The sequence below is a fragment of the Streptomyces sp. NPDC020299 genome, from assembly GCF_044387825.1.
GTDB lineage: Bacteria > Actinomycetota > Actinomycetes > Streptomycetales > Streptomycetaceae > Streptomyces.
On the sequence record NZ_JBIRWL010000011.1, the window covers coordinates 261,202 to 282,257 of the forward strand.

Below are 21,056 nucleotides of genomic sequence, written 5' to 3' on the forward strand. Positions count from 1 at the left end.
CGCTGTCCGGCGCCCCCTGTCCGATGACGCTTCCGCCGCGCGTACGTCCGCGCGCCCGTACCCGGGGAGACGCATGTCCATCACTCCGCTCGCCGCCGTCCCGTCCGCCCGCCGCGCCGCCCCCGCCTTCCGGGGCCGTCTCGGCCGGGACGCGCGCAGCGGCCACCACGCCGTGCCGCACCGCTACCGGATCCATCTGTCGACGGCCTGCCCCGACGGCCTGCGCCTCGCCATCGGGCACAGCCTGCTCGGCCTCGACGGCAGCTGTCAGGTCACCTTCCTGCCCGCCGAACCGGACTGTCCCGGCGGGGGCCACTCGGCCCTGCGTCCGCTGTACGAGGCGAGCGCGCACCACTACGCCGGGCCGGCCCTCGCGCCGGTGCTCAGCGACGACTGGTCCGGACGCATCGTCAGCACCCACGCCCCGGACATCCTGCGCGACCTGGACCGCTTCCCCTCAGGCGGCCGCGCCTCGCTGTACCCGTGCGGCACCGAGAGCGAGATCGAAGCCGTCGAACGGCTCTGCGCCGGAGGCATCCAGGAGGCCGCGCAGCACGCCGGACAGGCCGGCGCCGACCCCGCCGAGCGCGCCGCGGCACTGGAGTCGCTGCTGGACACGCTGGGCAGGCTGGAGCGGTACCTGGACGGCGAGGAGTACCTCGTCGGCGGCCGGCTCACCGCCGCCGACGTCGAACTGTGGGTCGCGCTGGTGCAGTTGGACACCGTGCACCGCTGTCACCTCGACGCCCGTGCCGTGCACCGCATCGCCGGCCACCCGGTGCTGTGGGCCTACGCCCGGCGCCTGGCCGCCCACCCCGCCTTCGGCGCCCACCTCGACCTCGACGGCATCGCCCGGCGCCACCACGGCCGCTGCCAGGGCCTGGAGGCCGCCGGAGCCGCCGTCCAGATCCTGGACTGGACGGGCCACACCGCGGACTCATCGGGCGCCGCTGCGCAGGTCAGGGGCGTCTGAGGCGGTCCAGTAAATGGACGGGCGTTGACATCCCTCCGGCTCGACTGCCTTACTTACGGCTCTGGCAAGCGCACGGCTCCTCCGGGCCGGCACGGCGACAGGTGACGGACATGTACGCAGCATTCAGGACGGCGGCCCGCCGCCCCCTGAGCTGCGTACAGCCGTACGCGAACCCCCTGGTCGCCGACCGCGCCGTCGATCTGCTCCGCGTCAGCAGCGCACTGTGTACCGCGCCGGGCCGTGCCCGCCGCCGGGGCTGACCGCTTCCTCTCCCTCCCCAGCCGCGCGGCCCCGCGTCAGCCCCGACGACCCCCGCACGCCCGCCGTGCCGTCGTCCGTCCAGGCCCCGCCCGCCCCGTACGTCGCCGTGCGCCGCTCCCCGCCGCGCCGCAGTGCGCCTCCCGCGCTGCCGCCGTAGCACCGTAGCCGCGCCGAACCGCCGCCCGGGCCAGGGGTGTTCCGACTCCGCTGGAGCCCGTCAATGAGTGAACCACCAGGCGCCGTCGTGTCCCTCGCCGAGGCACCACCCGCCGACATCCCGTCAGAACTCCTCAGAGCACAGCGCGTTCAGCCGCTGCGTCGGCCAGGCCGGTGGATCGTCACCGCCGTCGTCCTCGTGCTCGTCGCGCAGATCCTGCACGGACTGGCCACCAACCCCTTCTACCAGTGGGACCGCTTCCGCTACTGGTTCCTGCGCCCCACCATCCTCGACGGGCTCGGCGTCACCCTCGAAGCCGCCGCGCTCAGCGCCGTACTGGGACTGCTCGGCGGCATTCTGCTCGCTCTCGGCAGGCTCTCCGGCAGCCCGGTGCTGCGGGCGGTGAGCTGGACCTACACCTGGCTGTTCCGCTCGGTCCCGCTGATCGTCGTCCTGATCTTCCTCTACAACTTCAGTGCCCTGTACAAGACGTTGAGCCTCGGCATCCCCTTCGGGCCGGCCTTCGTCACCTTCGACGAGTCGAAACTCGCCACCGACATGACGGTCGCCGTCATCGGTCTGAGCCTCAACGAGGCGGCGTACGCGGCCGAGGTGGTGCGCGGCGGCATCCTCTCCGTCGACCAGGGCCAGCACGAGGCGGCGGCCGCGCTCGGCCTGCCGAAGGGCTACCAGTTCACCCGCATCGTCTTCCCGCAGGCCCTGAGGTCCATCACCCCGAACTACGTCAACCAGCTCATCGGCCTGATCAAGAGCACGTCCCTGGTGTTCTACGTCTCCCTGCTCGACCTGTTCGGCTCCGTGCAGACCATGGGCAGCACCTACCCCGGCGACATCGTGCCGCTGCTGCTCGTCGCCACCGTCTGGTACCTGATCCTCACCAGCGTGGTGTCCGTCGTCCAGTTCTACGTCGAGCGGTACTTCGCCCGCGGCGCCACCCGCAGCCTGCCGCCGACCCCGCTCCAGAAGGCGCGGGCGGGCCTCGCCGGATTCCGGGCCCGGCTGCGCGGGGAGGCCGCCGTATGACCGCCACCGACACCCTGACGACCGCCCCGGCCGCCCTCGAGGTGCACGACGTCCACAAGTGGTACGGCACCCACCGCGTCCTCGACGGCATCGACCTGACCGTCCGCCCCGGCGAGGTGACCGTCGTCATCGGCCCGTCCGGCTCCGGCAAGTCCACCCTGCTCAGGGTCATCAACCACCTGGAGAAGCCCGAGGTCGGCCATGTCAGCGTCGGCGGCGAGCTGATCGGCGTGAAGCGCGACGGCGAGCGGCTCAAGGAGCTCAGCGAGCGCATCATCCTGGCCCAGCGCAGCCGGATCGGCTTCGTCTTCCAGAACTTCAACCTCTTCCCGCACCTGACCGTCCTGGACAACGTCGCCGCCGCGCCCGTCGCCACCGGCAAGCTGACCAGGCCCGAGGCGCGGGAGCAGGCACACGAACTGCTCACCCGGGTCGGCCTCGGCGACCGTACCGGCGCCTATCCGCGGCAGCTGTCCGGCGGCCAGCAGCAGCGGGTCGCCATCGCCCGCGCCCTGGCCCTGCGTCCCGGGATCATCCTCTTCGACGAGCCGACCTCGGCGCTCGACCCCGAACTCGTCGGCGAGGTCCTCTCCGTCATCAAGGACCTGGCGACCAGCGGCACCACGCTCGTCATCGTCACCCACGAGATCGGCTTCGCCCGCGAGGTCGCCGACCGGATCGTCTTCATCGACGGCGGACGGATCGTCGAACAGGGCCCGCCCGCCCAGGTGCTGGACAGCCCCCGCAACGAACGCACCCGGGACTTCCTGAGCAAGGTCCTCTGACCCTCCTCCTGTCACACCCCATCGCACCTGCACCACTCATCACCGAACGACAAGGACAGCCATGCCCAGCCACTTCTCCCGACGCGGCCTGATACGCGGCATCACCGCGGCGACCGCCGCCGCCACCCTCGCCACCGGGCTCGCCGCCTGCGGTGGTGACAGCGAAGCCGCCACCACGACCGACACAGCGGGCACGGTGACCGTGGGCAGAGTGTCCAACGCTGCGGCCAAGCAGACCCAACTCAAGGTCTCCGAGGTGAAGTCCATCAGCGCCGAACTGCCCGCATCCGTCCGCAAGAGCGGCACCCTGAGGATCGGCGTCGGCGCCCTGCCCGACGGCTTCCCGCCGCTGGCCTACATCGGCGACGACCAGAAGACCCTCACCGGCGCCGAACCGGACCTCGGCCGCCTCGTCGCCGCCGTCCTCGGCCTGAAGCCGCAGTTCTCCAACGCCACCTGGGAGAACATGTTCGTCGGCATCGACAGCGGCAAGTACGACGCCGCCTTCGCCAACATCACCGACACCGAGGAACGCAAGAAGAAGTACGACTTCGCCTCCTACCGCAAGGACAACGTGGGCTTCGAGGTGCTGAAGAAGAGCACCTGGAACTTCGGCGGCAACTACGAGAACCTCGCCGGCAAGACGGTCGCCGTCGACAACGGCACCAACCAGGAGAAGATCCTCCTCGAGTGGCAGACGAAGCTGAAGAAGGAGGGCAAGAACCTCACCGTCAAGCACTACCAGAGCAAGAACGCCACCTATCTGGCGCTGACCGGCGGCAGGATCGACGCCTACTTCGCCGCCAACCCCGGGGTCGCCTACCACATCACCCAGACCGCGAAGTCACCGAACCCCACCCGCAGCGCGGGCACGTTCTCCGGTGCCGGCGCCACCCTTCAGGGCCTGATCGCCGCGACCACGAAGAAGGACAGCGGACTCGCCAAGCCCTTCGCGGACGCCATCAACCACCTGATCAAGAACGGGCAGTACGGCAAGTGGCTGGCCGCCTACAACCTTACCGACGAGGCCGTCGCCAAGGCCGAGGTCAACCCGCCCGGACTGCCCCTGGACAACTCCTGACCGGCGGACGGGCCGGGAACACCGGGCCGGGCCACGGTGTTGTGACCGAGCACGGATGTGCCGGGCGCCGCCGGGTGCGGCCCGCCGGGAATCGACGGAGGAGGTGCGGGAGCGTGTCGCGTGTCCTGCGGTCCGCCCTCCTCCACTCCCGGCCCCACATCGACCTCCAGCGCGTGGCCGGCGCGCTCTGTTGTTGCTCCTGAGCAGTCCTTTCCCTCGCCGTGCCCCCGTTCCCGTGCGGGCCGGCGCCCTCGTACGGACCCGCAGGAAGGCACCCATCCGTGTCATCGACTCCCGTTTCCCCCCTGCATCTCGCCGTCGCCCTGGACGGCACCGGCTGGCACCCGGCGTCCTGGCGCGAGCCGGTGGCCCGGCCCCGGGATCTGTTCACCGCCGGATACTGGGCCGGCCTGGTGGCCGAGGCGGAGGCCGGTCTCCTCGACTTCGTGACCATCGGGGACGGCCTCGGCCCGCAGTCCTCGCACTTCCTTCAGCCGGACGAACGCACCGACCAGGTACGCGGCCGGCTCGACGCCGTGCTCATCGCCTCCCGGGTCGCCCCGCTCACCCGGCACATAGGCCTGGTGCCGACCGTGGTGGCCACGCACACGGAGCCGTTCCACATCTCCAAGGCGATCGCCACGCTCGACTACGTCAGCGGCGGCCGCGCGGGCCTGCGCGTGCAGATCACGGCCCGGCCGAACGAGGCCGCGCACTTCGGCCGCCGGACCGTTCCCCTCATCGACGCCTACGACAGCCCGGCCGCGCGGGAACTGGTCACGGACCTGTTCGACGAGGCCGCCGACCACGTGGAGGCCGTCCGCCGCCTCTGGGACAGCTGGGAGGACGACGCGGAGATCCGGGACGCGGCCACCGGCCGGTTCATCGACCGCGACAAGCTGCACTACATCGACTTCGAGGGCCGCCACTTCAGCGTCAAGGGCCCCTCGATCACACCCCGGCCGCCCCAGGGCCAGCCGCCGGTCAGCGCGCTCGCCCACCAGACGGTGCCGTACCGGCTCGTGGCCCGGCAGGCCGACGTCGGCTACGTCACCCCGCACGACGCCGAGCAGGCCCGCGCGATCGTCGCCGAGATCCGCGCCGAGCAGGAGGCGGCCGGACGCGCCGACGACCGCCTGCACATCTTCGGCGACCTGGTGGTCTTCCTGGACGAGGACCCGGCCGAGGCCGCGGCCCGCCGTGAGCGCCTCGACGCCCTCGCGGGCACCCCGTACTCCAGTGACGCCCGGATCTTCACCGGCACCCCCGGCCAACTCGCCGACCTCCTGGAGGAGTTTCAGGCCGCCGGTCTATCCGGTTTCCGGCTGCGGCCGGCCGTGCTCGGCCACGACCTGCCGGGGATCACCCGGGGGCTCGTGCCCGAACTCCAGCGCCGGGGCCTGTTCCGCGGCGCCTACGAGGCCGGCACCCTGCGCGGCCTCCTCGGGCTCGCCCGCCCCGCCAACCGCTATGCCGCAGCCACCGCCTGAGCCGGAGGGACCCACGACCATGAGCAAGCCGCTGAAGCAGATCCACCTCGCCGCCCACTTCCCCGGCGTCAACAACACCACCGTGTGGAGCGACCCGGCCGCCGGCAGCCACATCGAGTTCAGCTCCTTCGCGCACTTCGCGCGCACCGCCGAACGCGCCAAGTTCGACTTCCTGTTCCTCGCCGAGGGCCTCAGGCTGCGCGAACAGGGCGGTGAGATCTACGACCTGGACGTGGTCGGTCGCCCCGACACCTTCACCGTGCTGGCCGCGCTCGCCGCCGTCACCGACCGGCTCGGCCTGACCGGCACCATCAACTCCACCTTCAACGAGCCCTACGAGGTGGCCCGCCAGTTCGCCAGCCTCGACCACCTCTCCGGCGGACGCTCCGCCTGGAACGTGGTCACCTCCTGGGACGCCTTCACCGGCGAGAACTTCCGCCGCGGCGGCTTCCTGCCGCAGGACGAGCGCTACGCACGCGCCAAGGAGTTCCTCGCCACCGCCAACGAGCTGTTCGACTCCTGGCGCGGCGACGAGATCCTCGCCCACCAGGCCACCGGCACCTTCCTGAGCGACGCGAAGGCCGGAGCCTTCGTACACCGGGGCGAGCAGTTCGACATCCACGGCCGCTTCAACGTCCCGCGCTCCCCGCAGGGCCGCCCGGTGATCTTCCAGGCGGGCGACTCCGAGGAGGGCCGCGAGTTCGCCGCCTCCAGCGCAGACGCCATCTTCAGCCGGCACTCAACCCTCGAACAGGGGCAGGCCTTCTACACCGACGTCAAGGGCCGCCTCGCCAAGTACGGGCGAGGACACGACCAGTTGCTCATCCTGCCCGCCGCGACCTTCGTCCTCGGCGACACCGACGCCGAGGCCGAGGAACTGGCGCGCGAGGTACGCCGGCAGCAGGTAAGCGGGGCCACCGCCATCAAACACCTGGAGTTCGTCTGGAACCGGGACCTGTCGGCGTACGACCCGGAGGGCCCGCTGCCCGACGTCGACCCGCTGGTCGGCGAGGAGCACATCTCCCGCGGCCGCGCCCAGGTACGGATGTACCGCGACCCGATCGCCATCGCCCGCGAGTGGCGGGAGCTCGCCGAGGCCAACGACTGGTCCATTCGCGACCTGGTCATCAACACCGGCAACCGGCAGACCTTCGTCGGCGCCCCGTCCACCGTCGCGAAGACCATCAACGAGTTCGTGCAGGCGGACGCGTCCGACGGCTTCATCCTCGTCCCGCACATCACCCCCGGCGGCCTCGACCCGTTCGCCGACCAGGTCGTCCCGCTCCTCCAGGAACAGGGCGTCTTCCGCGCCGACTACGAGGGCACCACCCTGCGCGACCACCTCGGGCTCACCCACCCCGACGCGGCCTGATCACCCGCCCGGTCGAGCCGCACGCCGCGGAATCCGGCGTGGCCGCGGACGTCTCCCTCCCCCGAAGGTGACGTCCGCGGCCGCTCCCCCGGTGCCGGACCGTGGTCCGGGCGCCCGCGTCGCGGCCTGTGCTCTCACCAGCACATGACGGCCGTCTCACCCGAACCCCAGGTGGAGTACAGGCGGACGCGGACGAAGTAGCGGCGGCCCTTGACGAGCCGGACCTGTACGGTCGCGTTGCGCGGTGTGCCCCCGTCGTCCCGGCCGGCGAGGTAACGCGGCTCCCCGTCGCGTTCCTCGAAGACGACGAGCACACTGTCGGCGTCCCCGAAGGTGCCCACGGTGTACGCGCGGGTCTCCGCCGGCTCGACGGTGAAGTCGGCCTGCCCGCCCGGGCCGAGACCGAGCGGCGCCGAGCGGAACGGCACCAGCGCGGGCGGCCGGGCCGGTCCGGCCGGCGGATACCAGCGGAGCACGAACTCCTTGTCCGCCGGGGACAGGGAACCCGGCGGGTGCAGGCCCGCCCGGTACTGCTCCGGCTCCAGAACGAGCCCCGGCCCGAACGGGAACTCCATGACCGACCGCGGGTCCCACACGGACCCGTTGGCCTCGGCCGGGTCCAGCTTGCGCAGGACGGCGGCGTACGTCGTGTCCCGGCTCCAGAAGTTCGGCGGGCCCGCCAGATCGGCGTACACGGCCTCGTCGTCCCAGTGGATCCCGGCTGCCGGGCTCTGGTGTTCGTGCAGCATGCCGAGCGCGTGCCCGATCTCGTGCAGGGCCGTCCCGCGCTCGCCGGGTGCGGTCAGGTCCCAGCCGAAGTTCATGGTGCGTATCCCCCGGCCGACCGTCAGCGCGTCCCGGCCGACCGCCGACCACGAGCCGTCACCGGTCTGGAAGCCGATGCGCAGTTCCGCCTCCCGGCGGTCGCCGACCTCGGCGAAGGTCACGCCGATGCCGAGGCCCTGCCACTGCCCAAAGCCCTCGCGCACCGCGTCCCGCTGCTCCTCGGACCCGACCCACGACACCCGGCGGGTCTGACCGGTCCCCGGGACGGGGATCACCGACGCGTCGGTGCCGGCGTCGAAGAAGTGGTAGTGCAGAACCGTGCCGTTGATCCACATCCGTCGCCCGCCGGTCAGCGCGCCCAGCCGCTCGGCGGTCAGCCCCGGTGCGAAGGAGGGGGCCGACTGCTGCGGGAGCGAGCAGTAGCGAGCGGTCATGCGCCCAGACTGCCGCCGCCTCCCCGCCGGACGCCTGAGTCGAGGCCTACTCAAGTCCCCCTGTATCAGACGTGAGTATCCCGCCTCCCACTGATGTGACGACCTACGAACCGGACGCGCGGACACTCGAACCGCCCTGGCCGTTCACCGGCCGGGAGGACGAACTGGACCTGGTCCGCCGGTCCCTGACCGGCGCGCGGCACGGCACCGTCGTGACCGGACCGTCCGGCCGCGGCAAGACGCGGCTGGTCACCGAGGCCGTCCGGGGTACCGACCGCACCCGGGTGACCGGGACGCCCGAGACCCGCCGGCTCGACTTCGCCGCGTTCGCGCACCTGCTGCCCGGGGAGGTCTCGCTGCACCGCGCGGTGCGGCTGCTGTCCGCCGTGCGCCTGCTCGTGGTCGACGACGCGCATCTCCTCGACGACGCGTCCGCCGCCCTGGTCCACCAGCTCGCCGTGCACGGCCGGACCCGCCTCGTGGTGATCGCGGCCGACGACGGCACCCCGGCGCCCGCCGCCGTGTCCCGGCTGTGGACCGGCGAACTGCTGCCCCGCCTCGCCCTGGAGCCGCTGCCGCGCGAGGACACCGCGAGGCTGCTCACCGCGGGGGCGGGCCGTGTCCTCGAGCCGCTCACGGTGGGCCGGCTGCACCGGCTGTGCGGGGGCGACCTGAGGCTGCTGCGGGAACTGGTGGGAGCGCTGTGCGAGGGCGGCCTGCTCACCCCCGTGGAGGGCGGCGAGGAATGGGCCTGGCGCGGCCCGGTGCCGGTGACCGCCGCCGTACGCGAACGCCTCGCCCACGTCCTCGACCGCCCGGGTCCCGGTGAGCGCGAGATCCTCCAGCGCCTCGCGTTCGCCGAGCCGCTGCCCCTGTGCCTCGGCGAACGGGACCTGGAGACCGTGGAAGGCCTGGAGGCCGACGGTCTCGTACAGGTCGACGACGAGGGTGCCGTCCGCCTCGCCCACCCCCTGCACGGCCCGGTCCTGAGCGCCGGCGCCGGACGGCTGCGCGCCAGGCGCATGGCGCGCGCACCGGAGGACCGCGGCCCGGCCCTGGCGGCCGAACGGGACGCGCTGGCCCGCCGGATCGAGGAGGCGGATGTACGGGCCCTGCCGACGCCGGTGGGGGAGTGGCTGGTGGGGGAGGGCACCCGCGTACCGGCCGGGTACGCCGCCGTACGAGCCCGGTTCGCACGGCTGCGCGGCGAGGTGCGGGAGGCGGCGGCCTGGGCGCGCGAAGGGCTGCGGGACACACCTGAGGACCCCGCCTGCCGTGGCGAACTGGCCCTCGCGCAAGGGGAGTACGGTCCGGAGCGGGCCGCCGGGCGCCTTCCGTCAGGGGGCGTGTTCGCCCGACACGCCGACGCCCTCGCCCGCGGCGACGGACCCGCGCTGGACCGGGCGGCCGAGGAGCTGCGGCAGCGCGGTTTCCTGCTGTTCGCGGCGGAGGCGTACGCACAGGCCGCCCACGCGCACCGCGACCCGGGCTCCGCCCGCACCTCCCGCACCCGCGCGCTCGCCCTCGCCCGCCGCTGCCAGGGCGCCCGCACCCCGGCCCTGTCCGGTCTCGTCCTGGGCGAACTCACGGCCCGGCAGCGGCAGATCGTCTCCCTCGCGGCGGCCGGGCTGAGCAACCGTCAGATCGCGGAGCGGCTCACCCTGTCGGTGCGCACCGTCGGCAACCACCTGTACAGCGCCTACTCGCGGCTCGGCGCGAGTGACCGGGGGCGGCTGCCGGGGCCGGCGGAACCGCCGGTCGAGCAGTCCGCGTGAGGCGGCGTCAGGCCGCCCCGAACGCGGCGAACGCCCACCCGGTCGCCCGGTGCACCGCGTCCCCGGGCAGCGCGGCCCGGGCGTCGCGGAGCGCCTCGGCGAGGGACAGGCCCGCGTCCAGGCCCTTGTGCAGCGCGAGCATCAGCGGCACCACCGCCGCGTCGCTGACCGGCGCGCTGCTCGCCACCACCCCGGCGGTGCCCAGCGGCAGCAGCGCGGTCACCAGGCCCAGCAGCTCGTCGGCACCGACCGAGGCGAGCCGGGCGGTGTCGCAGCTGGAGAGGATGATCCGGTACGGGCTGCGGTCCAGGCGTTCGAAGTCGTGCACGATGAGCGGGCCGTCGGCCATCCGCAGCGACGAGAACAGGGGGCTGTCCGCGCGGAACGTGCCGTGCGCCGCCAGATGGGCGAGCGTGGCGCCGTCGAGTTCGTGCAGCACCCGGGGGACCTGCGCGTCGTCGCCCTCCAGGACCGTCGCCGTGCCGTAGCGGCCCGCGAGTTCCGGCACCTCGGCGCCGCCCGTCGCCAGCCCCGGGCCGCGCACCAGCACCTGCCGGCCGCCCGGCGGCGGCTCGGTGTCCCGGGCGCGCAGCCAGCTGCCCGCCGACGGCGACACACTCAGCACCCGCTCCCTGAGCGACGGCAGCAGAGCCCACGGCACCCGGTGCAGCGCGCCCGGCGGCACCACCACGACCGGCCCGGACCCCAGATGCCGTACCGCCCCGGCGAGCAGCAGCTCCTGAAGCCGGTGGCCCGCGGCCTCCACCACCGGCAGCCTGGCCTCCGCCCCCGGGTGGGCGAGCCGCCGCAACCCGGCCTGGACGTGTTCCGCCTCGGCCACCGCCTCCGCCAGCGCCCCGCCCTCGAACCGCCGCACCCGCCCCCGCCCGCACAGCAGCACGTGCACCCGCCCGTCCAGTACGGCCAGTTCGACCAGCCGGGTGTCACCGAGCCGGTCCAGCAGCCGGCCCGGATCGAAGGACCAGGTGTCCCCGTATCCGGGGGCGGCGCCGCGCATGTGCAGGGTGCGGGAGCGGATCTCCCGCTCCAGGCGCCGCTGTTCGCGCTCCAGGGCGGGCACCGGGCGGCCGTCCGTCCGGGCGGCCTCCGCGCGGGCGGCGATCTCCCGGAACGCGGTCAGGCCGCTGAGCAGCGCGGGGTCGGCGGGCGGCCGGGTGGGCGGCGCGGACAGAATCGTGGCCCGCCACCGCTCGCTCCACTCCAGCAACTGCCGCGGCCCGCCCCGGGCGAGGCCCGCCTCCTGGGCCAGCGCCGCGAGTTCCGCGCCCTGCGCGGTGGCCCGGGCCCGCAGTTCCGAGGCGCCCAGCGTCATCCGGTGGTCGTCGAGCACGTCCAGACCGCGCCGGCACGCCTGAAGCACGCCCCGGCCCGAACCGGCCGCCCGCGCCCTGAGCGCCTGCGCCGCCCAGCCCGTCATCCTCGCCAGCGGCGGCCCGGCCCGTCTGCTGCGGGCGGCCACCGCCAGATGCCGTTCCGCGTCCGCCGTCCAGCCCAGGGCGAGCGCGATCCGGCCCGCGAGCAGCGAGGCCTCCGGCGCGGCCGGCGAGCCGAACGAGGCCAGCCGGTCCGCCACCCGGGCCGCGTCCGCGACCAGCCGCCCCGACCGGCGCCCCGCCGCCACCCGCGCCTCGATCAGCACCAGCCGGGCGTGCGTCTCCCACCAGGAGCGCCGCTGCCCGGCGAACAGCCGTACGGCGGCGTCGGCCCGCGCGATCGCCGTGTGCGGGTCCCCGGCCGAGCGGGCCGCACGGGCGGCGGCCAGCAGCAGTTCGGCCTTGCGGGTGGACTGCCCGCCGATCTCGTCGAGCGCGGCGATCGCCGCGTCCGCCTCGGCGAGGGCCTCCGGGGCGAGCCCCGCGGCCATCAGCACCTCGCAGCGCCGCACGCACAGCATGAACGTGGGCGTGCCGAGCTTCGCGTACCGCTCCTCGGCCTCGTCGAGCAGCCTGAGCGCCGCCGGGATGTCACCGGAGCGGAACGCGGCCAGGCCCCGGCTCTCCACCGCGTCGGCCTTGTCGTGCTCCTGGCCGGTCGTCTCCCACAGCCGCTCGGCCGCCGCGAAGTCGGCGTCCGCCCGGTCCACCGCGCCCAGCGCCAGGTGCACGGTCGCCCGCAGGGTCAGCGCCCGCGCCGTCCAGATCACGTCGTCGGCCTGCCGCAGCACCGGTATCGCCCGGCGCACGTCTCCCAGCGCCTCCCGGTGCCGGCCCAGCACCCACCATACGTAGGCCCGCCGGAACAGCACCCGCGCCCGGGTGTGCCCGGTGCCCCGCGCGATCCCGCGCTCGAACGAGGTGAGCCCCTGCCGCGTGCGCCCCGCGTGCACCAACGCGACCCCGAGGGTGGCCAGTACGTCCGCCTCCCGGTCGGCGGACCCGGCCCGGGCCGCGAGGTCGCGGGCGCGCCGCAGATGCCCGAGGGCGATCCGGATGTCGCCGAAGTCCCGGTGCCAGATGCCGATGACCTGGTGGGCGACGGAGGCGTGCAACGGCGGCGGATCGGCGTCCAGCACCCGCCGCGCCCCGGCGAGGGCCTCGGTGGGGGCGGCGAACACCATCGGCAGCAACTTCAGGACGGACGCGTCTGTCGCTGTCACTCCTCGGATGGTAGTGCTCCGGTCACGGCCCGTCATGGTCCGGGCCTGTATCAATCGGCGGCCTGCGGGCTCAGACTGACGAAACCGGCCTCAGGGGGAGGACACACCATGGCACCTCAGCGCTTCCACGAACAGTTCGCACAGGTCCAGCGGTCGATGCCGGACATCCCGCTGGCGATGGGGCCGGACGACTCCGCCGAGTTCTTCTACGAGAAGGGCGTCGTCCTCGCCCGCGACGGCGAGGAGGCCCGGCTCGTCGAGGACACGGTCCGCGGCCACTTCGCCGAGGCCACCGGCCTGGTCGCCGACCATGTGCGCCGGGAGAGCCCCGAGACCAACCGGACCGGCGTCACCCGCATCCGCGTCGGCGACCCGGGCCACGGCGACCGCAGCGGCGACCGCGCCGTCGCCCACGCCCTGCGGGCGATGCGCGAGCACGAGGGCCGCGAGGGCCGCCGGCTGGTCAGCCGCAACCACGTGGTGTCGATCGCGTCGGTCAACGCCTGCCCCGGCGACGAGCCCGTGCCCGCCCCGCTCACCGGGCCGTGCAACCCGGCGGCGGACGGGACGCCGTACGACCCGGACACCGCCGTCGCCGTCCTCGTCATCGACAACGGCCTCATGCACGACTACCGGTCCTACCCGCTGCTCGCCCGCACCGAGGGGGACGCCCAGCGGAAGGAGACCGGCGACGACGGCGTCCTCGGCCAGTACGTCGGCCACGGCACGTTCATCGCCGGACTGCTCGCGGCCGTCGCGCCCAACACCGACCTCACCGTCCGGGGCACGCTCGACGACGCGGGCGCCGTCCTGGAGTCCGAATTCGGCGCGAGGCTCTTCGAGGCCGTCGACCGGGGCGGCTGGCCGGACCTCATCAGCCTCTCCGCGGGCACCCCCAACGGCCGCACCGACGGCCTGCTCGGCGTGGACGCCTTCATGCGCGAACTGCGCGAGCAGCACACCCTGTTGGTCGCGGCGGCCGGCAACAACGCCAGCGCCACACCCTTCTGGCCCGCCGCCTACGCCTCGCTGCCCGGCTACGAGGACGCCGTGCTGTCGGTCGGCGCGCTGCGCGGCGACGGCGAGTTCGGCGCCTGCTTCACCAACCACGGCTCCTGGGTACGGGCGTACGCGCCCGGAGAGCGGCTCACCAGCGCCCTCACCGGCTTCGACCGGCCCGTGCCGTACGTCTACCAGCACTCCACCTACGACTCCTGCCGGTTCGGCTTCGCCTACGCCTGCACCTGCCAGTACCCGCGCCACACCGGGGTGCTGAGCGAGGAGCGGCAGGCCACCTCGGGCACGGCGGACCAGGTCATGTTCGAAGGGTTCGCGCAGTGGAGCGGAACCTCGTTCGCCACCCCGGTCGCCGCCGGACTGGTCGCCGCCCACATGACCGCGCACAAGGAGCCCGACCCGCGCGCCGCCCGCAGGCAGTTGCTCGACTCCACCACCGAGTACGCCGAAGTACGCGGGGCGCACGTACCGGCGCTGAAGCCACCCACCTGGCGCCCGGTCCCCGTCGTGCGACTGGTTCCCGGCGTATGAGGACCGGATGCGTCCCCTCCGCGGCGTACGATGACGTGCCGTACACGAGGGGTGGGACCGTGGACCGAGCAGATGTCGGGGCGCTGGTCCGGTCGGCCGTGGAAGGCGACGCGGCGGCCTGGAAGGCGCTCGTGGAAGGGCTGAGTCCGCTGGTGTGGTCCGTCGTGCGCGCGCACCGGCTCTCCGACGCCGACGGCTCGGAGGTCTACCAGACCGTGTGGTTCCGCTTCGCCCAGCACCTCGGCCGTATCCGTGAGCCGGAGAAGGCGGGGTCCTGGCTGGCGAGCACGGCGCGGCACGAGTGCCTTAAGGTGATCAAGGGCCTGACCCGGCTGACGCCCACGGACGATCCGCAGGTCCTGGACCGGGTCAGCGAGGACCGTACGCCCGAGCAGTCGCTGCTCGACTCGGAGGAGGCGGCCGCCGAGGCCGAGCGGATCCGGCGGCTGTGGCAGGAGTTCGAGGAACTGGGCGACCGCTGCCGCCAGTTGCTGCGCGTCCTGATGGCCTCGCCGCCGCCCAGCTATCTGGAGGTGTCCGCCGCCCTCGGTATCGCGGTGGGCAGCATCGGACCGCTGCGCCAGCGATGCCTGCGCAGACTGCGGGCGCGGCTCGACGCACGGGGGGCGGTGTGAGCGGCATGCACGAGGACGACTTCGGCGCTCTCCTGGAGGAGGAACTGCGCCAGGCCGCCGCCATCCTCGACCCGGTCCCCGCCGAGCTGCGCCAACTGGCGATCGACGCCTACGCGTTGCACGACCTTCAGGCCCGCGTCGCCGAGCTGACCTTCGACTCCCTGGTCGATGCCCTCCCGGTACGGGGCGCGCCGGACCCGCCCCGGATGCTGACCTTCCGCGCGGGCGGGCTGACCGTGGACGTCGAGGTCGGCGAGGACGGGCTGATGGGGCAGGTGCTGCCCCCGCAGCCGGCGCGCGTCGAGGTGCTCGGCGGCCCCCAGCCGGCGGTCCCGGTCGCGGCGGACGCCCTGGGCCGCTTCACCGGCGCGGCGCCGCCCAGGGGCCCGTTCGCACTGCGGCTGCGGACCGGCGGGGACGTGATCGTCACTCAGTGGCTGCGGGCCTGACCCTCCAGGTCACCGGGAGAGGCCGTCCACCAGGGCGGCCAGGCCCGTGGCCAGCCGGGACAGTCCCGGTTCCACGGTGGGTCCGCCGGGCTCGGTCATGTAGGTGTCCCGGCGGATCTCCACCATCAGGGCGCCGACCCGCCGGTCCGTCCCGTAGAACTCGAGCGGCACGTACGTACCGCTGAACGGGCTGTCCAGTCCCGTCTCCCCGCACCGTGCGAACGACTTCCGGGCCAGCTCCGCCAGCTCGGGCGGCGTGTGGAAGGCGTCGGTGCCCAGGCAGACCGGCGGGCGGGGCCCCGCTCCGTGCAGCTCGTAGGGCAGCGCCTCGGTGGGATAGGAGTGCACGTCGATCACGACGGCCCGCCCGGTCGCGGCCAGCCGGTCGGCCACCGCCCGCGTCATGGCGTCGGCGTACGGCCGGAAGTACCGCTCGACCAGCGGCTCCGGGTCGGTGCCGGCGGGCCGCAGCTCGGCCCGGTGCGTGGTCCGCGTGTACACCGCGCCCATGCCCACGGCGAGCATCTCCTCCCGCTCGTCCGGGAACCGCTCCGGGTCGACGACCAGCCGCGACAGCCGGTTGACGAACCGCCAGGGCGTCACCCCGGCCAGCCCGGCCGCCGCCTCGGCGATCCCGTCCGTGTGCGCGTCGGTGATGTGGTCCAGCTCCCGCTCCAGCGCGGCATCGTCCAGCACGATCCCCGCCCGTACGGACTGAGGTATCTCCCGCGCGGAGTGCGGCACATGCAGGATGACGGGCGAGTCCTCGGCACCGGGCAGGAACTCGAACGGGGGCAGCGGACGGGACACGGGCGGCTCCGGGTTGTCAGTGGCAGGGCGCGGGATCAAGGGGCGGACCAATATGCCGGATCGATGCCGGGCCATGCGTGGCGCGCAGGGGGCCGCGTCTACCTCCGGTGCCGGACCCAGCCCACCACGACGACCAGCAACGAGCCGAGGAACGCCCAGAGGGTCGCCGCGGTGTCATAGGACCGGTAGCCGATGAAGGCGAGCATGCCAGGTCGGATACCCGCGCCCGCCGACGGCACTCCCGCTCGGCTGCCCGTACGGCTCCGCCCCGGCCGGGAATGCCGGCCGGGGCGGGGTCACTCAGCGGGACGGCTCTCGGGCCGGGTGCGTCAGCTGAGGGACGCGAGGGCCTCGTTCCAGGTGGCCGACGGGCGCATGATCGCGTCCGCCTTGGCCTTCTCGGGCTGGAAGTAGCCGCCGATGTCGGCGGGGGAGCCCTGGACGGCGGCCAGCTCGTCGACGATCGCCTTCTCACCCGCGGTGAGCGTCTCGGCGAACGCGGCGAACGCCTTGGCCAGGTCGGCGTCGTCGGTCTGCTTGGCCAGCTCCTGCGCCCAGTACAGGGAGAGGTAGAAGTGGCTGCCGCGGTTGTCGATGCCGCCGACACGGCGGGTCGGGGACTTGTCCTCGTTGAGGAAGGTCGCCGTGGCCCGGTCGAGGGTGTCGGCGAGGACCTTGGCCCGGGTGTTGCCGGTGGCCTCCGCGTACTGCTCGAAGGCGGGGACGAGCGCGAAGAACTCGCCGAGCGAGTCCCAGCGCAGGTAGTTCTCCTTGACCAGCTGCTGGACGTGCTTCGGCGCGGAACCGCCGGCGCCGGTCTCGAACAGACCGCCGCCCGCCATCAGCGGGACGACCGACAGCATCTTGGCGCTGGTGCCCAGCTCCAGGATGGGGAAGAGGTCGGTGAGGTAGTCGCGCAGCACGTTGCCGGTGACCGAGATGGTGTTCTCGCCGCGGCGGATGCGCTCGACCGACAGCTTGGTGGCGTCGACCGGGGCGAGGACGCGGATGTCCAGGCCCTCGGTGTCGTGCTCCGGCAGGTAGGCGTTGACCTTGGCGATCAGGTTGGCGTCGTGCGCGCGGGTCTCGTCCAGCCAGAACACGGCCGGGTCGCCGGTGGCGCGGGCGCGGGTGACGGCGAGCTTCACCCAGTCCTTGATCGGCGCGTCCTTGGTCTGGCAGGCGCGGAAGATGTCGCCGGCGGAGACCGTCTGCTCGATCACGGCGTTGCCGGCCTGGTCGACCAGGCGGACCGTGCCGGTGACCGGGATCTCGAAGGTCTTGTCGTGGCTGCCGTACTCCTCGGCCTTCTGCGCCATGAGACCGACGTTCGGGACGGAGCCCATGGCCGCCGGGTCGTAGGCGCCGTGGGCGCGGCAGTCGTCGAGCACGGCCTGGTAGACACCGGCGTACGAGGAGTCCGGCAGCACCGCGAGGGTGTCGGCCTCCTGCCCGTCCGGGCCCCACATGTGGCCCGAGGTGCGGATCATGGCCGGCATGGACGCGTCGACGATGACGTCGGACGGGACGTGCAGGTTGGTGATGCCCTTGTCGGAGTCGACCATGGCCAGCGCCGGGCCCTCGGCGAGCTCGGCGTCGAAGGAGGCCTTGATCTCCGCGCCCTCGGGCAGCGACTCGATGCCCTTGAGGATGCCACCCAGACCGTCGTTCGGGGTCAGGCCGGCCGCGGCGAAGGTCTCGCCGTACTTCGCGAACGTCTTCGGGAAGAAGGCGCGCACCACATGACCGAAGACGATCGGGTCGGAGACCTTCATCATCGTGGCCTTCAGGTGCACGGAGAAGAGAACGCCCTCCTCCTTGGCACGGGCGACCTGGGCGGTCAGGAACTCGCGCAGGGCGGCGACGCGCATCACGGAGGCGTCGACGACCTCGCCCTCGAGGACCGGTACGGACTCGCGCAGCACGGTCGTGGAGCCGTCGTCACCCTTGAGCTCGATACGCAGCGAACCGGCCTCGGAGATCACCACGGACTTCTCCGTGGAGCGGAAGTCGTCGACGCCCATCGTCGCCACGTTGGTCTTGGACTCGGGGGTCCAGGCGCCCATGCGGTGCGGGTGGGTCTTGGCGTAGTTCTTCACCGAGGCCGGGGCGCGGCGGTCGGAGTTGCCCTCGCGCAGCACCGGGTTCACGGCGGAGCCCTTGACCTTGTCGTAGCGGGCGCGGATCTCGCGCTCCTCGTCGGTCTTGGGGTCGTCCGGGTAGTCCGGCAGCGCGTAGCCCTTGCCCTGGAGCTCGGCGACGGCGGCCCTGAGCTGCGGGATCGACGCCGAGATGTTCGGCAGCTTGACGATGTTGGCCTCGGGCGTCTTGGCCAGTTCGCCCAGCTCGGCCAGCGCGTCCGGGATGCGCTGGTCCTCGTCCAGGTACTCCGGGAAGTGGGCGATGATGCGCCCGGCCAGCGAGATGTCGCGAGTCTCCACGTCGACACCGGCCTGCGAGGCGTACGCCTGGATCACCGGCAGGAACGAATGCGTCGCCAGGGCCGGGGCCTCGTCTGTGTAGGTGTAGATGATGGTCGAGTCAGTCACCGGGTGCTCCGCTCCACGTCTGCAACATTGCTCGACATCAAGATATCTCGTGACCGCCGTCCACTCGACAGGGGTCCGCTCTCTCTCCGCCCTCACTCCGGGATCACACCGGTGTCGTCCGCGTGCAACCTGGGGGATCGATTCTGCGGTCCAGCAAGTAGCCAGCAAGCAGATCGCCCACTCACCGGCGGCCGGGCCCGACCACCCGGCCGCCCGAGCGAAAGCGGACCATGAGATATCGCACCAGAGTGACGGCCCCGGCGGCCGCCCTGATCGGCACGGCGACCGCACTGACCGTGGGCTCCGCCGCCCACGCCGCCCCCCGCACAGGGGGAGACCCGGGGGCCCCGGGCCCGGAGACCCTCGGTGACCCGGTCTTCCCGGCCCTCGGCAACGACGGCTACCGCGTCTCCTCGTACGACCTCGACCTCGCGTACGACCCCGCGACGGGGCTGGTCGACGCGACGGCGACCCTGACGATCCGCACCGACCGGCGGCTGACCCGGTTCTCCCTCGACTGCCTCGGCCTGGACATACGTTCCATACATGTCGACGGCTGCGAGGCCGGCTTCGAGCAGGCGGACGAAAAGCTGCGGATCACCCCCGCCGAGGCCCTGCGGGCCGAGGACCGGGTCACGGTGTGCGTGGCCTACTCCGCCGACCCGCACCGCGCCCTGCCGCACACCGGCTGGGTCGTCACCCCCGACGGGTTCGCGGTGTGCGGCCAGCCGAACTCGGCGCACACCGTGTTCCCCTGCAACGACCACCCCTCGGACAAGGCGGACTTCACCTTCCGCGTCACGGTCCCGAGCGGACTGCGCGGCGTGGCGAACGGCGTGCTCACCCGCACGGAGACCCTGTCCGACGGCCGCACGGCGTACGCGTACCGCTCCCGCTCCCCGATGGCCACCGAGCTGGTCCAGATCACCGTCGGCGACTACGTCGTCAAGGACCGGCAGGGCCCGCACGGCCTGCCCCTGCGCGACGTCGTACCGGCCGCGCGCGCCACCGCCCTGGAACCGGCGCTCGCCCTCACCCCCGGCCTGGTGGAGTGGCTGGAGGCCCGCCTCGGCGCGTACCCCTTCGAGACGTACGGTCTGCTGCCCTGCAACTCCGACGACCCGAACGCCTTCGACTTCACCGGCCTGGAGACCCAGACCCTCACCCTCTACAAGCCGAACTTCCTGCTCCAGGAGGAGAAGAAGATCGGCTCGCACATGATGCACGAGCTGGTCCACTCCTGGTTCGGCAACCTGGTCAGCCCCGCCACCTGGGCCGATCTGTGGCTGAACGAGGGCCATGCCGACTTCTACGGGCTGCTGTACCGCTACGAGCGCGGCTGGGCGGACTCCCTGGGCCTGACCACCATGGAGGCCCGGATGAAGGACACCTACGCCCGCGGCGACCAGTGGCGCCACGACTCCGGCCCGGTCGCCGCCCCGAACGCCGTCAACCTCTTCGACAGTCAGCGGTACCTGGGCGGCGTCCTCACCCTGTACGCCTTCCGGCAGCTGGTGGGCGAGGACGTCTTCCACGCCGTGGAACGCGCCTTCCTGGAGTGCTTCCGGAACTCCGCGGCCTCCACGGAGGACTACATCGCCGTCGCCTCGAAGGTCTCGGGCCAGGACCAGTCCGGCTTCCTCCGCGACTGGTTGTACGGCACCACGACCCCGCGCATGCCCGGTCACCCGGACTGGACGGTCACCCCGGTGACCCCGTCCCCCGCGACCCCGCACAGCCTGCGCGGCGGCCACCACCACGACAACTCGGCGACGCTCTAGACGGGCTGACCGCTCAGCTCCCGCTCGATCCAGCGGCAGATCACGGCCACCACGTAGGCGCGCTCCGAGCGGCTCAGCTCCCGCCCCTCGGGAATCCGGTGCCAGCGCCGGAGACAGCCCCGGCAGCAGGTCGCGGTGGCGTGCTGGGCCACGAAGACCGGGTGACCGCGGTACGGCGTCTGCCTGCCGTCCTTGTACGGCTCGGCCGGCGCCAGCCGCTTGGCGATCAGGTCGTGGGCGTGCCACCGCATCGTGGCCGGGCCACCCAGCTCCGCGGTGGCCCGGTCCCGCCCGCGCAGACGGAACCTGGCGCGGAACGGCTGCCGCGCGAGCGCGTCGAGCCGCTGGTCGAGCACGCGGGCCGGCGGATCGGGAACCGGGGAGTCCGGGGGAGAGGTCATGCTGCTTCGAGCATACGGCGGCCGGGCCCGAGGCCGCCGAGACGCCTCCTGGCCCCGCCGCACGGAACACCGGCGCGGGGCGCGCGACGGGGAACCGGCCACTCGGCC

18 protein-coding genes are annotated in these 21,056 nt (G+C 73.1%); 13 read left to right on the plus strand and 5 right to left on the minus strand.

All coding sequences use genetic code 11. The annotated features are described in order from the left end of the window. Positions 1 to 73 precede the first annotated feature (73 nt). From ACH45E_RS27795 to ACH45E_RS27830, 8 genes are all read left to right on the plus strand, one after another. Complete coding sequence (locus ACH45E_RS27795) at positions 74 to 973, plus strand: glutathione S-transferase C-terminal domain-containing protein (protein ID WP_361446812.1); 900 nt, start codon at positions 74 to 76, stop codon at positions 971 to 973. A gap of 110 nt (positions 974 to 1,083) precedes the next feature. Further along, entirely contained in the window at positions 1,084 to 1,233 is a 150-nt protein-coding gene (locus tag ACH45E_RS27800; RefSeq protein ID WP_361446814.1) for a hypothetical protein, read from the plus strand. A 221-nt stretch (positions 1,234 to 1,454) separates the two neighbouring features. Continuing rightward, positions 1,455 to 2,435, plus strand: a complete 981-nt coding sequence (locus ACH45E_RS27805) for an amino acid ABC transporter permease (protein ID WP_361446816.1) — start codon at positions 1,455 to 1,457, stop codon at positions 2,433 to 2,435. Next, on the plus strand, positions 2,432 to 3,220 hold the full coding sequence (locus ACH45E_RS27810; RefSeq protein ID WP_361446818.1) for an amino acid ABC transporter ATP-binding protein: 789 nt from the start codon (positions 2,432 to 2,434) through the stop codon (positions 3,218 to 3,220). Before ACH45E_RS27805 ends, ACH45E_RS27810 begins: the two co-directional genes overlap by 4 nt. A gap of 61 nt (positions 3,221 to 3,281) precedes the next feature. After that, positions 3,282 to 4,301: an ABC transporter substrate-binding protein gene (locus ACH45E_RS27815; protein ID WP_361446820.1), complete on the plus strand. Its 1,020-nt coding sequence runs from the start codon at positions 3,282 to 3,284 to the stop codon at positions 4,299 to 4,301. Positions 4,302 to 4,414: 113 nt separating this feature from the next. Then, positions 4,415 to 4,504, plus strand: a complete 90-nt coding sequence (locus tag ACH45E_RS27820; RefSeq protein ID WP_361446822.1) for a putative leader peptide — start codon at positions 4,415 to 4,417, stop codon at positions 4,502 to 4,504. A 78-nt stretch (positions 4,505 to 4,582) separates the two neighbouring features. Next, positions 4,583 to 5,791, plus strand: a complete 1,209-nt coding sequence (locus ACH45E_RS27825; protein ID WP_361446824.1) for an LLM class flavin-dependent oxidoreductase — start codon at positions 4,583 to 4,585, stop codon at positions 5,789 to 5,791. A 19-nt stretch (positions 5,792 to 5,810) separates the two neighbouring features. Then, positions 5,811 to 7,163: an NtaA/DmoA family FMN-dependent monooxygenase gene (locus ACH45E_RS27830; RefSeq protein ID WP_361446825.1), complete on the plus strand. Its 1,353-nt coding sequence runs from the start codon at positions 5,811 to 5,813 to the stop codon at positions 7,161 to 7,163. 134 nt (positions 7,164 to 7,297) lie between these two features. Here ACH45E_RS27830 and ACH45E_RS27835 read toward each other — a convergent pair whose 3' ends face one another. Beyond that, positions 7,298 to 8,383, minus strand: a complete 1,086-nt coding sequence (locus ACH45E_RS27835) for a M12 family metallopeptidase (RefSeq protein WP_361446827.1) — start codon at positions 8,381 to 8,383, stop codon at positions 7,298 to 7,300. A 95-nt stretch (positions 8,384 to 8,478) separates the two neighbouring features. On the opposite strand from ACH45E_RS27835, the gene ACH45E_RS27840 reads away from it, so the two are divergent. Next, entirely contained in the window at positions 8,479 to 10,158 is a 1,680-nt protein-coding gene (locus ACH45E_RS27840; protein WP_361446829.1) for a LuxR C-terminal-related transcriptional regulator, read from the plus strand. Positions 10,159 to 10,165: 7 nt separating this feature from the next. Here ACH45E_RS27840 and ACH45E_RS27845 read toward each other — a convergent pair whose 3' ends face one another. Next, on the minus strand, positions 10,166 to 12,736 hold the full coding sequence (locus ACH45E_RS27845; protein WP_361446946.1) for a CHAT domain-containing protein: 2,571 nt from the start codon (positions 12,734 to 12,736) through the stop codon (positions 10,166 to 10,168). Between the two features lie 147 nt (positions 12,737 to 12,883). Between ACH45E_RS27845 and ACH45E_RS27850 the strand changes: the two genes are divergently transcribed. Genes ACH45E_RS27850 through ACH45E_RS27860 form a run of 3 tightly spaced genes read left to right on the plus strand, consistent with a single transcriptional unit; the run spans position 12,884 to position 15,407 of the window. Beyond that, the gene (locus ACH45E_RS27850) at positions 12,884 to 14,323 is read left to right on the plus strand and encodes a S8/S53 family peptidase (protein ID WP_361446831.1); all 1,440 of its coding nucleotides are present in this window, start codon (positions 12,884 to 12,886) and stop codon (positions 14,321 to 14,323) included. Further along, positions 14,320 to 14,958 (plus strand): sigma-70 family RNA polymerase sigma factor, encoded by a 639-nt coding sequence (locus ACH45E_RS27855; protein ID WP_361446833.1) that lies wholly within the window; start codon positions 14,320 to 14,322, stop codon positions 14,956 to 14,958. The genes ACH45E_RS27850 and ACH45E_RS27855 overlap by 4 nt, the downstream gene beginning before the upstream one ends. A gap of 5 nt (positions 14,959 to 14,963) precedes the next feature. After that, positions 14,964 to 15,407 carry a hypothetical protein gene (locus ACH45E_RS27860; protein ID WP_361446948.1) on the plus strand — a complete coding sequence of 148 codons (444 nt, stop codon included), beginning with the start codon at positions 14,964 to 14,966 and terminating at the stop codon, positions 15,405 to 15,407. Positions 15,408 to 15,416: 9 nt separating this feature from the next. Here the strand turns inward: ACH45E_RS27860 and ACH45E_RS27865 are convergent, their stop codons facing one another. Together ACH45E_RS27865 and ACH45E_RS27870 are read right to left on the minus strand one after the other, a co-directional pair. Next, positions 15,417 to 16,217: an N-formylglutamate amidohydrolase gene (locus tag ACH45E_RS27865; RefSeq protein WP_361446835.1), complete on the minus strand. Its 801-nt coding sequence runs from the start codon at positions 16,215 to 16,217 to the stop codon at positions 15,417 to 15,419. Positions 16,218 to 16,546: 329 nt separating this feature from the next. Beyond that, positions 16,547 to 18,766: an NADP-dependent isocitrate dehydrogenase gene (locus ACH45E_RS27870; protein ID WP_361446837.1), complete on the minus strand. Its 2,220-nt coding sequence runs from the start codon at positions 18,764 to 18,766 to the stop codon at positions 16,547 to 16,549. Positions 18,767 to 18,996: 230 nt separating this feature from the next. Here ACH45E_RS27870 and ACH45E_RS27875 point away from each other — a divergent pair, with 230 nt between their 5' ends. Further along, a complete protein-coding gene (locus tag ACH45E_RS27875) occupies positions 18,997 to 20,547 on the plus strand; it encodes a M1 family metallopeptidase (RefSeq protein ID WP_361446839.1) in 1,551 nt (516 codons plus the stop codon). On the opposite strand, the gene ACH45E_RS27880 is transcribed toward ACH45E_RS27875, so the two are convergent. Then, the gene (locus tag ACH45E_RS27880; protein WP_361446841.1) at positions 20,544 to 20,948 is read right to left on the minus strand and encodes a DUF4186 domain-containing protein; all 405 of its coding nucleotides are present in this window, start codon (positions 20,946 to 20,948) and stop codon (positions 20,544 to 20,546) included. The two genes, ACH45E_RS27875 and ACH45E_RS27880, sit on opposite strands and share 4 nt — an antisense overlap. Positions 20,949 to 21,056: the final 108 nt, after the last annotated feature.

Bases quoted from the DNA above. Each gene is read 5' to 3' on its own strand.
- ACH45E_RS27795 (WP_361446812.1), top strand. From the start codon at position 74: ATGTCCATCACTCCGCTCGCCGCCGTCCCGTCCGCCCGCCGCGCCGCC.
- ACH45E_RS27800 (WP_361446814.1), top strand. From the start codon at position 1,084: ATGTACGCAGCATTCAGGACGGCGGCCCGCCGCCCCCTGAGCTGCGTA.
- ACH45E_RS27805 (WP_361446816.1), top strand. From the start codon at position 1,455: ATGAGTGAACCACCAGGCGCCGTCGTGTCCCTCGCCGAGGCACCACCC.
- ACH45E_RS27810 (WP_361446818.1), top strand. From the start codon at position 2,432: ATGACCGCCACCGACACCCTGACGACCGCCCCGGCCGCCCTCGAGGTG.
- ACH45E_RS27815 (WP_361446820.1), top strand. From the start codon at position 3,282: ATGCCCAGCCACTTCTCCCGACGCGGCCTGATACGCGGCATCACCGCG.
- ACH45E_RS27830 (WP_361446825.1), top strand. From the start codon at position 5,811: ATGAGCAAGCCGCTGAAGCAGATCCACCTCGCCGCCCACTTCCCCGGC.
- ACH45E_RS27835 (WP_361446827.1), bottom strand. From the start codon at position 8,383: ATGACCGCTCGCTACTGCTCGCTCCCGCAGCAGTCGGCCCCCTCCTTC.
- ACH45E_RS27845 (WP_361446946.1), bottom strand. From the start codon at position 12,736: ATGGTGTTCGCCGCCCCCACCGAGGCCCTCGCCGGGGCGCGGCGGGTG.
- ACH45E_RS27850 (WP_361446831.1), top strand. From the start codon at position 12,884: ATGGCACCTCAGCGCTTCCACGAACAGTTCGCACAGGTCCAGCGGTCG.
- ACH45E_RS27855 (WP_361446833.1), top strand. From the start codon at position 14,320: ATGAGGACCGGATGCGTCCCCTCCGCGGCGTACGATGACGTGCCGTAC.
- ACH45E_RS27860 (WP_361446948.1), top strand. From the start codon at position 14,964: ATGCACGAGGACGACTTCGGCGCTCTCCTGGAGGAGGAACTGCGCCAG.
- ACH45E_RS27875 (WP_361446839.1), top strand. From the start codon at position 18,997: ATGAGATATCGCACCAGAGTGACGGCCCCGGCGGCCGCCCTGATCGGC.
- ACH45E_RS27880 (WP_361446841.1), bottom strand. From the start codon at position 20,948: ATGACCTCTCCCCCGGACTCCCCGGTTCCCGATCCGCCGGCCCGCGTG.